This is a genomic window from Microbacterium sp. LKL04 (genome assembly GCF_900102005.1).
GTDB lineage: Bacteria > Actinomycetota > Actinomycetes > Actinomycetales > Microbacteriaceae > Microbacterium.
The window spans coordinates 2366123-2378618 of sequence record NZ_LT627736.1 but is presented as its reverse complement, the minus strand read 5'-3'; the positions used below and the strand labels follow the sequence as shown (position 1 = coordinate 2378618).

12 protein-coding genes are annotated in these 12496 nt (G+C 71.5%); 8 read left to right on the top strand and 4 right to left on the bottom strand.

Translation table 11 applies throughout. From position 1 onward, the window contains the following. Nucleotides 1–38 precede the first annotated feature (38 nt). Both BLP38_RS11585 and BLP38_RS11580 read left to right on the top strand, forming a co-directional pair. The gene (locus tag BLP38_RS11585; protein ID WP_091357701.1) at nucleotides 39–1652 is read left to right on the top strand and encodes an alpha-amylase family glycosyl hydrolase; all 1614 of its coding nucleotides are present in this window, start codon (nucleotides 39–41) and stop codon (nucleotides 1650–1652) included. Next, nucleotides 1649–2836 (top strand): glycoside hydrolase family 1 protein, encoded by a 1188-nt coding sequence (locus BLP38_RS11580; protein WP_091357697.1) that lies wholly within the window; start codon nucleotides 1649–1651, stop codon nucleotides 2834–2836. The genes BLP38_RS11585 and BLP38_RS11580 overlap by 4 nt, the downstream gene beginning before the upstream one ends. A 120-nt stretch (nucleotides 2837–2956) precedes the next feature. On the opposite strand, the gene BLP38_RS11575 is transcribed toward BLP38_RS11580, so the two are convergent. Beyond that, nucleotides 2957–3679 carry a PepSY domain-containing protein gene (locus BLP38_RS11575; protein ID WP_091359815.1) on the bottom strand — a complete coding sequence of 241 codons (723 nt, stop codon included), beginning with the start codon at nucleotides 3677–3679 and terminating at the stop codon, nucleotides 2957–2959. An 85-nt stretch (nucleotides 3680–3764) separates the two neighbouring features. On the opposite strand from BLP38_RS11575, the gene BLP38_RS11570 reads away from it, so the two are divergent. Then, the gene (locus BLP38_RS11570) at nucleotides 3765–4277 is read left to right on the top strand and encodes an ASCH domain-containing protein (protein ID WP_091357694.1); all 513 of its coding nucleotides are present in this window, start codon (nucleotides 3765–3767) and stop codon (nucleotides 4275–4277) included. Nucleotides 4278–4293: 16 nt separating this feature from the next. Here the strand turns inward: BLP38_RS11570 and BLP38_RS11565 are convergent, their stop codons facing one another. Genes BLP38_RS11565 through BLP38_RS11555 form a run of 3 tightly spaced genes read right to left on the bottom strand, consistent with a single transcriptional unit; the run spans nucleotide 4294 to nucleotide 7360 of the window. Then, nucleotides 4294–5610 (bottom strand): sensor histidine kinase, encoded by a 1317-nt coding sequence (locus BLP38_RS11565; RefSeq protein WP_231916492.1) that lies wholly within the window; start codon nucleotides 5608–5610, stop codon nucleotides 4294–4296. A 4-nt stretch (nucleotides 5611–5614) separates the two neighbouring features. Beyond that, nucleotides 5615–6292, bottom strand: coding sequence for a response regulator transcription factor (locus BLP38_RS11560; protein WP_091357687.1), 678 nt, complete (start codon nucleotides 6290–6292; stop codon nucleotides 5615–5617). Between the two features lie 48 nt (nucleotides 6293–6340). Beyond that, the gene (locus BLP38_RS11555; RefSeq protein WP_091357684.1) at nucleotides 6341–7360 is read right to left on the bottom strand and encodes a LacI family DNA-binding transcriptional regulator; all 1020 of its coding nucleotides are present in this window, start codon (nucleotides 7358–7360) and stop codon (nucleotides 6341–6343) included. An 86-nt stretch (nucleotides 7361–7446) separates the two neighbouring features. Here BLP38_RS11555 and BLP38_RS11550 point away from each other — a divergent pair, with 86 nt between their 5' ends. The 5 genes from BLP38_RS11550 (at nucleotide 7447) to BLP38_RS11530 (ending at nucleotide 12412) form a co-directional block, all read left to right on the top strand. Next, complete coding sequence (locus BLP38_RS11550) at nucleotides 7447–8556, top strand: Gfo/Idh/MocA family protein (RefSeq protein ID WP_091357681.1); 1110 nt, start codon at nucleotides 7447–7449, stop codon at nucleotides 8554–8556. After that, nucleotides 8553–9485, top strand: a complete 933-nt coding sequence (locus BLP38_RS11545; RefSeq protein WP_091357677.1) for a PmoA family protein — start codon at nucleotides 8553–8555, stop codon at nucleotides 9483–9485. The genes BLP38_RS11550 and BLP38_RS11545 overlap by 4 nt, the downstream gene beginning before the upstream one ends. Continuing rightward, on the top strand, nucleotides 9482–10201 hold the full coding sequence (locus BLP38_RS11540) for a cupin domain-containing protein (RefSeq protein ID WP_091357674.1): 720 nt from the start codon (nucleotides 9482–9484) through the stop codon (nucleotides 10199–10201). The genes BLP38_RS11545 and BLP38_RS11540 overlap by 4 nt, the downstream gene beginning before the upstream one ends. Before the next feature lie 91 nt (nucleotides 10202–10292). Then, nucleotides 10293–11432, top strand: coding sequence for a thiamine pyrophosphate-dependent dehydrogenase E1 component subunit alpha (locus BLP38_RS11535; RefSeq protein ID WP_091357671.1), 1140 nt, complete (start codon nucleotides 10293–10295; stop codon nucleotides 11430–11432). A 56-nt stretch (nucleotides 11433–11488) separates the two neighbouring features. After that, a complete protein-coding gene (locus BLP38_RS11530; protein ID WP_231916610.1) occupies nucleotides 11489–12412 on the top strand; it encodes an alpha-ketoacid dehydrogenase subunit beta in 924 nt (307 codons plus the stop codon). The last annotated feature ends 84 nt before the right edge of the window (nucleotides 12413–12496 follow it).

Here is a 12496-nt window from a genome sequence, read left to right as displayed (position 1 = left end):
GGTTACATGACCTGCAACGTCGCAGAGAGGAACGAGCCATGGCGTCATCGACGCTCGCCGACCGACTCGATCGCATCGTGCTCTACCAGGCGTATCCGCAGAGCTTCGCGGATGCCGACGGTGACGGGATCGGCGACCTCGACGGTCTCGCGGGGCGCCTCGATCACCTGTCCTGGCTCGGCGTGGACGCGGTCTGGGTGAATCCCTGCTTCGTGTCGCCCATGCGGGATGCGGGCTACGACGTCGCCGATTTCGACCACGTCGATCCGCGCTACGGCGGCGACGCCGCGCTCGACCGACTGGTCGCCGCGGCGGACCGGCAGGGAATCGCCGTCATCCTCGATCTCGTCGCAGGCCACACGTCGGATGAGCACCCCTGGTTCCGTGCCGCCATCGACGACCCGACCGATCATCGGTACGTCTTCTCCGACCGCGAGGCCGACGGCTTCGAGGCTGTCCCCGGGCCCCGCGGCGGCTTCTACAAGCCGAACTTCTTCGCCTTCCAGCCCGCGCTGAACTTCGGCTACGCCAGGACCCACCCGGACGAGCCGTGGCGTCAGTCAGTCGACGCCGAGGGGCCGCGTCGCAACCGCGACGCCCTCGTCGACATCATCCGCCGCTGGTACGACCGCGGCGTGCAGGGGTTCCGCGTCGACATGGCGGCCTCGCTCGTCAAGGACGACCCCGGCCACGTCGAGACCGCGAAGCTGTGGAACGAGGTCCGGGCGCGGCTCGACGAGAGCCACCCGGGCCGCATCCTGCTCTCGGAATGGGGTGATCCCGCACGGGCGATCCCGGCGGGCTTCCACAGCGACTTCTTCCTGCAGTTCGGCGGAGACACCGATGGCCGGCCACTGAAGTCCCTGTTCAACGACAACGCCGGCACGGTCCACGACGCGTGGAACCAGTCCGAGGTGTGGGCCGGAGCGGACGCGACCGGGGATGCTGCGGACTTCGTCGCCGCGTGGCGCGAGGCCGCCGGCGCGATCGACCGCGACGGCCGGGGCGGCGTCGTCGGGCTCCCGACGGCGAACCACGACTTCACCCGCATGGTCAGCGGGCCGCGCGATGCCGAACAGGCCCGCGCGGCGCTCCTTCTCGTGCTCACGTGGCCGGCGATGCCCTCGATCTACTACGGCGACGAGATCGGCATGCGATACGTGCCCGGGCTCGCGTCGCACGAGGGATCGTCGCTCGGCCCCCGCTACAAGCGCGCCGGCTCGCGGACGCCGATGCAATGGGGCGACATGGGCGACGGCATCCATCCGTCGCGGTACCTCCCCGAGGACCCCGACCCCGGCCGTCCGACGGTCGCGGCGCAGCGGGACGACCCCGGCTCGCTCCTGACGTTCGTCCGCGCCGCGATCGCGCTGCGGCGTGAGGACCCGCGGCTCTCCGCCCGCGCGCCCGTCGAGGTCCGGACGACGGGCTACCCCTTCACCTACGTGCGCGGCGGCTCCCTGCTCATCGCCCTGAACCCCTCGCGCACGCCGCGGACGGTCCCGGATGCCGGTGGCCGCCTCGTCCACGGATACGCCGCGCACTTCGACGGCGACACACTTCACCTCGACGCGTTCGGCTGCGCCGTCGTCGAGCTCGACCACACGACGGCCGCGGCACCCGCGGCATCCGATGAAAGGACCCCCGCATGACGACGCACACCGGACCGACGACCGACGCGCCCGAGGGATTCCTCTGGGGTGCCGCGACGGCCGCGCACCAGATCGAGGGCGGCAACGTCAACACCGCGCACTGGGAGTTCGAGCACGCCGCCGACACGACCGTCGAGGAGCCCTCGGGCGACGCGTGCGACTCGTACCACCGCTACCCCGAGGACATCCGCCTGCTCGCCGAGGCGGGCCTGGGCACCTACCGCTTCTCGATCGAGTGGGCGCGGATCGAGCCCGAGAAGGGGGTGATCTCGCGGGCGCAGCTGGACCACTACCGCCGCATGATCGACACGTGCCGGGATGCCGGCATCACCCCGTTCGTGACGCTGCACCACTTCACGGTGCCGCGCTGGCAGGGCCGCGACGGCGGCTGGTACGCCGACGACGTCGTCGACCGGTTCCGCCGCTACACCGAGACGGCGACGCGCATCCTCGACGACGTCGAGCACGTGGTGACGATCAACGAGCCCAACATGATGGTCAACCAGACCGAGGCGAAGATCGACACCGAGCAGGGCGTCAACTTCCCGGGGCCCTCGCCGCACGTCGCCCAGGTGATCGCCGAGGCCCATCACGCGTCGCGGGAGGTGCTGTCGGGCCTCGGGCACGTGAAGAGCGGCTGGTCCGTCGCGAACCAGGTGTACCAGGCAGCGCCCGGGTACGAGAAGGAGCGCGACGAGTGGGGCTACTGGCGTGAGGACTACTACCTCGAGCAGGCGCGCGACGACGACTTCATCGGCGTGCAGTCCTACCTGCGCACGATCATCGGTCCCGACGGCCCGGTGCCCTTCCCCGACGACGTCGAGCGCACGCTCACGGGCTGGGAGTACTACCCCGAGGCCCTCGGGCACGCGCTGCGCCACACCCACGAGGTGACCGGCGGCATCCCCATGATCGTCACCGAGAACGGGATGGCGACGGCCGACGACAGTCGGCGCATCGACTACACGACCGGCGCCCTCCAGGGCGTGTCGGCGGCGCTCCGCGACGGCCTCGACGTGCGCGGCTACCTGCACTGGTCACTGCTCGACAACTACGAGTGGGGTTCGTACCGCCCGACGTTCGGGCTCATCCACGTCGACCACGAGACCTTCGTGCGGACGCCCAAGCCGAGCCTCGCCTGGCTCGGCGACCTCGCGCGGCGCGGGGTGATCCCCGCGACCTGACGCGCCGGAGGGATGCCGCGGCATCCCTCCTCGGGAATCGTCATCTCCTCGCGAACCGACACGCGAACGGGCGCGGATCCCGCAGGACCCGCGCCCGGACGAACGCCGTCGGCGTCCGCGTCAGTCGTCGATCTCGCTCGCGATGACCGAGCCGGAGGCGTCGAGGGTGATGTCGACGACCTGACGGTCGCCGGTGAGCACCGACACGTCGAACGGCGAGCGGTTGTCGTCGTCGGCGTCGATCTCGAGGATGCGGCCCGGCTGCTCGGCCAGGGCGGCATCCACCATGGCCGTGAGCGTGGCTGCATCGAGCACGTTCCTCGGAGCCCGGTCGTCCGCCTCAGCGGCCTCGGTCTCATGAACCGCGGCGGTGCCGTCTGCGGTGATGCGCACCTCGGTCTCGGCGCCGTCGCCCGCGGTCAGCGTGACGTCCCACGTGCCGTCGCGGTTGGCGTCGATCGCGGTCGGCTCGCCGTCCGCGACGCCCTTGGCGGCATCGACCAGCGCAGACAACTCGCCCGCGTTCCCCGCGCCGAAATCGGCTGCCGGGGCGACCTGCGCGTCGTCGTCCGTGCGCTCGGTCGTGGCCGCGACGTCGTCCGACGCGGTCTGCGAACGCTGACTCGAAGAGAGGCTGTCGAAGCCGTCGTCATCGCGGTCATCGGCGACGGCCGCGCCGATCGCGACTCCGCCGCCCACGAGAAGCAGGGCGCCGAGGGTGGCACCGCCGGCGATCATCGCGGTGCGGCCGCGACGCTTCGAGTGTGCGGCGGCAGGGGCCTCGGTCTGGGCCTCGGCGATGGGGGAGGTGGGCTGGTCGGGGGTGGTGGTGTTCTCGCTCATGAGGACAGCCTGCCGAGCGGGCACTGAAGCAGACCTGAAGCGACCTGAAGCGGTCTTCAGGATGCCGGGGTGAGAGGATCGTGTGATGTCCGAGAGCCTCTCCTCCGCAGCCTTCCCGCTCGACCGCGACGCCGCCGACCGGATGTGGGATGACTACCGCGCGGCCCACCCCGCCGCCGCCACGGCCGGCGCGGAGTACACCGTCGAGCACTTCGGCGACAGCCCGCGGCTCGCGGATCAGCTGCTCGACGCCGTGCTGAACGGTCCGAAGCGCGCGACCTCCGAGCTGGTCGCCGAATTCTCCGAGCACGGCGACGCCCTGCCGAGGATCGGTTCGCACTGGATCGCGTGCGACGGCACCGGAGCGCCGCGGATCATCATCCGGAGCACCGAACTCCGCGTCGGTCCGTTCGCGAGCGTCGACGCGGGGTTCGCGTTCGACGAGGGTGAGGACGATCGCTCGCTCGAGAGCTGGCAGCGCGAGCACCGCCGCTACTTCACGCGGGTCGCGGCCGCCCGCGGTGCGGAGTGGTCGGAGGACGACGAGATCGTGTTCGAGCGCTTCGCCGTGGTCTGGCCGCCCGAGCACGCCGACTGAGACCAGCCTGTCGCCCTCAGTCCGCGACCGGCAGGCGGACCGTGAAGCGCGCGCCGCCCAGCGGTGAATCGCCGATCGAGACGGTGCCGCCCGACGCCCGCACCACGCCTGCGACGATCGCGAGCCCCAGGCCGCTGCCCCCGGCATCCCTCGCCCGTCCTTCGTCGAGGCGAACGAAGCGTTCGAACACCCGCTCTCGCTCCGAGGCCGGGATGCCGCTGCCGTCGTCGTCGACCGTCATCACCGCGTCAGCGCCGTCGCGGGCGACTCCCACGGCGATCCGGGATGCCGCGTGCCGGGCCGCGTTGTCGGCCAGGTTCCGGGCGATGCGGCCGAGAAGGCGTTCGTCACCCGTGACCTGCACCGCAGTGATCGCGGAGCCGTCGACCGTGACTCCGGCGGCGCGCAGACGCGCCACCTCGGCGAGGGCGAGGTCGTCGAGGTCGACGGTCCCTCGGCGGTGCGGCGCCTGCTCGTCGAGCCGCGCGAGGACCAGCAGGCCCTCCACGAGGTCCTGCATCCGCGCGCCCTCCTCGGTCACCACCTCGGCGAGGTCGTCGAGGGTCGTCGCCTCGGGATGGGCGCGGGCGAGCTCGGCATGCTGGCGCATGGTCGCGAGCGGGGAACGCAGCTCGTGCGAGGCGTCCGACACGAACCGCCGCTGCGCCGTCGCGGACGCGTCGAGTCGGTCGAGCATGCGGTTCATGGTGACGGCCAGCGCCGCGATCTCGTCGCGCGAAGACGGTTCAGGGACACGGCGGTCGAGTCGATCGGCGGTGATGTCGTCGACCTCGCGACGAATGCGGCCGACCGGACGCAGGGCGCGCCCGACGACCCACCAGGTGACGGCCGCGACGACGAGGACGACAAGAAGAGTGGATGCCGCCAGCAGCCAGCCCGCCGTGGCGAGCGTCGCCTCGTCGCCGTCGACGGGGACGGCGAGGACGACGCGGGCATCGTCGTCCGCCTCTTCGACGACGATGAGGACGGGGTCGCCGTCGTAGGTCACGACCTCGCCGTCGCGATCCGCGGGCAGGGTGCCGTCCTCCGCGTCCTCGGATGCCGCGACCACACGACCCGACTCGTCGACCACCTGCACGATGTCGTCGTCGAGGTCGGCGATGCCGGCCGTGCCCGAGTCGTCGATGCGGGTCGCGATCTCGGCGGCGCGCGTCTCGGCGGCGCGCGTCGTCGCGTCCCTCACCTCCGAGCTCAGCACGGCGCTGAAGCCGATCGATGCCAGCACCATGACGATCGCGACGATGATCGTCGCAGCGGCGGTGATCCGCGCCCGCAGCGTGCAGAGCACCGGCATCCGTCCCTTCGTGGACATGGGGTCAGCCACCGTCGGCCGCCAGTCGGTAGCCGGCACCGCGCACCGTCTCGATCGCGTTCCGGTCGAACGGGCGGTCCACCTTGCGGCGCAGGTGCCCGACGTACACCTCGACGATGTTCGGGTCGCCGTCGAAGTCGTCGTCCCAGACGCCGGCGATCAGGTCGCGCTTGGAGACGACCTGCCCCTTGTGGCGGATGAGGTGCAGGAGCACGGCGAATTCGCGCGAGGTCAGGTCGATCGCGGTGGAGCCGCGGCGGACGCGCCGCGCGGCCGGGTCGACGTGCAGGTCGCCGGCCTCGAGGGCGACGGGGCGCTCGACACCGCCGCGGCGGATGAGCGCCCGCAGCCGTGCGACCAGCACGGGGTACGAGAAGGGCTTCGTGACGTAGTCGTCAGCGCCCGCATCGAGCGCGTCGACCTGATCCCACTCGCCGTCCTTGGCGGTGAGCATCAGGACCGGGGTCCAGTTCTCCTCGGCCCGCAACGCCTCGCAGACCTTCCATCCGCTCATGCCCGGCATCATGAGGTCGAGCACGATCGCGTCGTACCGCGTTTCGCGGGCGCGCCACAGGCCGTCGATGCCGTTGTGCGCGACGTCGACGGCGAAGCCCTCGGCCTCGAGCCCGCGCCGCACGCCGTCGGCCAGGCGCACCTCGTCGTCGACCACCAGAACACGCATGCGCCCAGTGTGGCGTGCGAACGCTGAAGCAGGGCTGAAGCGGGCCGATCAGCCGCGTCCGGGAGGGCCTGCCGAGTCGCGCCAGACGACACGGCTGACGGGGCGTGTGTCTACCTCGGCGTGCGCACCGCGGATGGTCGCGATCAGCCCGGTCATCGCGTTCCGGCCGATCCGCTCGAGGTCGACCTCCACCGACGTGAGCGGGGGAAGGAGGAAAGGAGCGAGGGCGGTGTCGTCCCAGCCGGTGACGCTGATGTCCTCGGGGATGCGCCATCCACGGCGGCTGGCGGCGCTGATGACACCGGCCGCCACGAGGTCGTTGGCGGCGATGACGGCGAGCGGCGGTGCGTCGTCGGGAAGAGCCTCGACGGCCGCGACCCCGGACTCGCCCGACCAATCGCCGTCGTGGACGCCGAGCGAGTCCAGTGCCAGGCGCTCGATCGTCTCGAGGTAGGCGCCGCGCCGCGACCGGGCGGACGCGAAGTTCTGCGCGCCGGCGACGTGCAGGAATCGGCGGTGGCCGAGCTCGGCGAGCCGCTCGATGATGGTGACGATGGCCGAGCCGTCGGCGAGTTCGCCGATGCCGCGCATCTGGTCGTCGAGCTCGGCGGCGACGGTGACGGCGGTGCCGGGAGGAAGTCTCTCGACCACCTCGGCGTCGACGGGCGCGAACGACAGCACACCCTCGACCTGCCCCCATTCGACCAGGTCCAGCAGTCGGTCGGCCCGCGACGCGGCCCCGCCGTCGTAGCTCATGACGTCGACCGAGAAGCCCGCGTCGTGCGCGACGTCGGTCGCTCCCGAGAGCATCCGCGCCGGGTTGAATGCGACGGTGGGCAGGAGGACGGCCAGCCGTCCGGTGCGCCGCGTCCGCATCGACCGGGCGACGAGGTTGGGGCGGTACCCGAGCTCGTCGATCGCGGCGCTGACGCGCTCGCGGGTGGAGGGCTTCAGTCCCTCGCCGTGGAACCGCAGGAACCGAGACACCGTCTGATGCGACACCCCGGCGACCCGCGCGACCTCGAGGATCGTGGGGCGCTTCGTGCCGCTCGCGGCGTCGTCGGTCATGGGTCGATGTTGACAGAGAAGATGAACGTTCACTAACTTCGAGGACGAAAGGTGAACGTTCACCTTCATCTCGAGGAGGAGAGCGGATGCCTCAGCACGACACCCGATCGCGGGTCGCCATCATCGGCACCGGCGCCATCGCGCACGCGCACGCCGAGGCGCTCGGCCAGCTCGCCGACGACGTGGAGATCGTCGCCGTCGCCGACGTCGACCCGCAGAAGGCGCGCGAGTTCGCCGCGAGGTTCGGCGCGACCCGCTTCTACACGGATGCCGCCGAGCTCCTCGACACCGAGACCCTGGACCTCGTCCACATCTGCACGCCGCCCCAGTCGCACGTCCCGCTCGCCCTCCTCGCGCAGCGAGCCGGAGTCCCGTCCCTGGTCGAGAAGCCGATCGCGCTCAGCCTGGAGGAGGTCGATCGCCTCGTGGCCTCCGAGGAGGCCACCGGCGTGCCGGTCCTCACGGTGTTCCAGCATCGCTATGGAGCGGCCGCGCAGCGGTTGCGGCGCCTCGCCGACTCGGGCGCCCTGGGCCGCCCGCAGGTGGCGACCTGCGAGACCCTCTGGTACCGGCCGGACGAGTACTTCGATGTGCCGTGGCGAGGGCGGTGGGAGGTGGAAGGCGGCGGCCCGACGATGGGCCACGGCATCCATCAGTTCGACCTGCTCCTGTCCGTGCTCGGGCCCTGGTCCCGCGTGAGCGCCTTCGCGGCACGCCAGTCCCGTCCGACCGATACCGAGGACGTTTCGATCGCCGTCGCCGAGTTCGAGGGCGGCGCGCTGGCGACGATCGTCAACTCGGTCGTCTCGCCGCGCGAGACCTCCCGGCTGCGGTTCGACTACGAGTTCGCGACCGTCGAGGTCGAGCACCTCTACGGCTACACCGACCGCGATTGGACCTTCACTCCCGCGGCGGGTCACGAGGAGCTCGCGGACCTGTGGAACGCCGACTCCGATGTCGTCAGCGGGCACCGCCTGCAGATCGAGGCCGTTCTGGCTGCTCTCGCGGCCGGAGAGAGCCCGGGCGTCGGCATCCACGACTCGCGGCGCACCCTCGAGTTCGCCGCGGCCGTCTACGCCTCCGCCTTCCGGGGTGTGCCGGTCCGCGCCGGCGAGATCGATTCCGACGATGCGTTCGCCCGCAGCATGGACGGCGGCATGGTGCCGTGGGCCCGAGTGAAGGAAGCCACCCGATGACCGAGTCCGCCCTGACCCTCGTCGAAGAGGACGACGTCGTCAGCATCCTCGACGGCGACGTCGAGCTGCTGCGGTACACCTTCGTGCCCACCACGCCGCAGCTCGAGTCGCCGAAGCCCTTCGTCAGCCCGTTGCGCACTCGCGCCGGCCGCGTCGTCAGTCTGTTCCGACCGCACGACCACGTCTGGCACAAGGGCATCGCGTGGTCGCTGCCCGTGGTCGACGACGAGAATTTCTGGGGTGGTCCGACGTTCGTCCCCGGCCGCTTCTACGTCCAGCTGCCGAACGACGGGTCGCAGGAGCATCGCGAGAACGTGGCCGCCGAGGTCGAGGACGGCGCAGCGGTCTTCGCCCACCGACTCGACTGGGTCACCGAGGGCGGCACGCGCATGTTCGAGGAGCGCCGCGAGCTGACGGCCCGCGTCGTGACCGACGATGCCTGGGTGCTGACGTTCGAGACCGCGATGACCAACGTGACCGAGGCGACGATCTCGATCGGCTCGCCGACGACCCGGGGCCGGGAGAACGCGGGGTACGGCGGCCTGTTCTGGCGCGGTCCGCGGTCGTTCACCGGCGGCGCGGCCATCAGCCCCGAGGGTTCCGGCTCGGGAGACGACATGCGCGGTCAGCGTCACGAGTGGATGGCCTACGCCGGTGCGCACGACGAGATCGACGCATCGTCGGTGCTCGCCTTCGTCGACGATCGTGACAACCCCCGGCATCCGCCCCAGTGGTTCGTCCGCACCGAGGAGTTCGCCTGCATCAACCCCGCCCCGTTCTTCAGCGAGGAGCTGGCGGTCGAACCGGGCGAGACGGTGCGTTTCCGCTACGCGGTGACGATCGCGGATGCCGAGGCCCCAGACGCGGCGCACCTCGCCGACCTCGCTCGCAAGGTCCTGACCGCATCTCGAGCAACGAGGTCGGCGTGACCGCGACGACCTTCCCCGGCGGGACGTCGGTCACGTTCCTCGACGTGTACGACGACGCGGCTCCCGACGGCATCCCCGGCGGGAGCCCACACCTGCACCTCGCGTCGACGGAGTGCTACGTCGTGCTCGAAGGGTCGGGCGAGCTGCACACGCTCGACCTCGCCGGCGCCCGCGAGATCCCCTTGCAGGCCGGATCCGTCGTCTGGTTCACCCCGGGGACGATCCACCGCGCCGTCAACCGCGGCGGCCTCCGCGTCCTCGTGATCATGAGCAACGCGGGGCTCCCCGAGGCCGGCGATGCCGTGATGACCTTCCCCGCCGACGTCGTCGCGGACCCGGCGCGGTACCGCGCGGCGGCCGCAGCCCTCCCGGACGGGTCGGCGGCGGAGCGCGCCGACGCCGCCGCCCGCCGGCGCGATCTCGCGGTCACCGGCTACCTGGACCTGCGCCGCGCTCTCGAGCAGGGGGATGCCGGTCCGCTGCGCGCGTTTCATGCCGCCGCCGCCGCGATCGTCCGCCCGCGCGCATCGTCGTGGGAGGACATCGTGGCCGCCGGGCCTGCCGCGCTGTCCGACCTCTCCCTCGCGCACGTCGCCGCGCTCGCGGGCGGAGCCGCGGATCATCTCGCCGACGCGACGGTGCGGCAGGTGACGCTCGACGACGAGCGCGGGTTCGGCATGTGCGGCCGGCTCCGCGCGCTCGACGCGCGATCCTGAGCCCGGCCTTGTCCCGAACGCACGGCGAATCGCGGCATCCGTTGTCGACCTCATGCAGAACCGGCCATGCGTCGGGGGTTAGCGTGGGAGGGTGACCCCCTCGTTCGAGGCTCCGGCCGAAGCATCCGACGTCGTCCGCGTCCTCGCCGCCGACGGTTCGTACGCGCCCAGTGAGGCGGCCGAGCGCTACCTCCCCCTCATCGACGCGCTGACCGACGCAGAGCTCGAGACGTTCTACCGCGACATGGTCGTGGTGCGCGCCTTCGACCGGCAGGCGACGAACCTGCAGCGCCAGGGGCAGCTCGCCCTGTGGCCGCCGTCCTTCGGGCAGGAGGCTGCGCAGGTCGGCTCGGTGCGCGCGGCCCGCGCGCACGACCACGTCTTCCCGTCGTACCGCGAGCATGTCGTCGTCACGACGCGCGGCGTCGACCCGATCGACATCATCCGACTGATGCGCGGCCTCACGCACGGCGGCTGGAACCCGGCCGACCACCAGAACACGCACATCTACACGCTCGTCCTCGGCGCGCAGACCCTGCACGCGACGGGCCTCGGCATGGGCCTCGTCTTCGACGGCCGCACCGGCACGGGCGACCCCGAGAAGGACGAGGCGGTCATCGTCTACTACGGTGACGGCGCCTCCAGTCAGGGCGACGTCCACGAGGCGATGGTCTTCGCCGCCAGCTATCAGACCCCGCAGGTCTTCTTCTTGCAGAACAACCACTGGGCGATCTCCGTGCCCGTGTCGACTCAGTCCCGCGTGCCCCTCGCTCGCCGCGGCGAGGGCTACGGCATCCCGTCGGTGCGGGTGGACGGCAACGACGTCCTCGCCAGCTACGCCGTCAGCAAGCTCGCCCTCGACGAGGCGCGCGCCGGCGGCGGCCCCCGCGCGATCGAGGCGCTCACGTATCGGATGGGCGCCCACACGACGAGCGACGACCCCACGAAGTACCGCACGAGCGACGAAGAGGAGTCCTGGGCCGAGCGCGACCCGATCGCGCGCATGCGGGCCTTCTTGCAGAACCGCGGCGCCTCGGCATCCTTCTTCGACGAGGTGGATGCCGCCGCCGCCGCCTACGCCGACGACGTGCGCGTGCGTACCAACGCGCTCGGCGACATCCCGACCGAGATCATGTTCGACCACGTCTACGGCGACGCCCACCCGCTCGTGCAGGAGCAGCAGCGCTGGCTCGCCGAGTACGAGGCATCCTTCGAGGAGGGGAACGCGTGAGCGACATCCAGACCCTGCCGTTCGCGAAGGCCCTGAACGCCGGCCTCCGGGCGGCGATGGCCGCGGACGACCACGTCCTGCTGATGGGCGAGGACATCGGCCCGCTCGGCGGCGTGTTCCGCGTGACCGAGGGCCTGCACGCCGAGTTCGGCTCGCAGCGCGTGCTCGACACCCCGCTCGCCGAGTCCGGCATCGTCGGCACCGCGATCGGCCTCACGATGGCCGGGTTCCGGCCCGTGATCGAGATCCAGTTCGACGGGTTCGTCTTCCCCGCCTTCGACCAGATCACGACGCAGCTCGCGAAGCTCACGAACCGTCACGAGGGCACCGCGAATTTCCCCGTCGTCATCCGCATCCCCTACGGCGGGCACATCGGCGCGGTCGAGCACCACCAGGAGAGCCCCGAGGCGTACTTCGCGCACACCCCGGGTCTGCGGGTCGTCTCGCCGTCGACGCCGAACGACGCCTACTGGATGATCCAGGATGCGATCGCATCGCCCGACCCCGTCATCTTCCTCGAGCCCAAGGCCAAGTACTGGATGAAGGGCGAGGTGGATGTCGCTGAGCGCGCCCTCCCGCTCCACGCCTCCCGCGTCGTCCGCCGCGGCACGGACGTGACCCTGGTCGGCCACGGCGCGATGGTCACGACCCTGCTGCAGGCCGCCGCGCTCGCCGAGGGCGAGGGAACCTCGTGCGAGGTCATCGACGTGCGTTCGCTCGCGCCGATCGACTACGAGCCGATCCTCGAGTCCGTCCGCCGCACCGGCCGCATGATCTACGCGCAGGAGGCGCCCGGCAACGTGTCGGTCGGCTCCGAGGTCGCGGCGACCGTCATGGAGCGGGCCTTCTACGCCCTCGAGGCACCGGTCCTCCGGGTGTCGGGCTTCGACGTGCCGTTCCCGCCCGCCAAGCTCGAGGGTCAGTACCTCCCCGACGCCGACCGCATCCTCGAGGCCGTCGACCGCGCCCTCGCCTACTGACCCCCGACGATGCCCCCTACCCGCGACCCCCGCACGTCCGCGAGACTGCACGTGTGCGCCGAGACTGCGGCGTGAGCCCGCTGT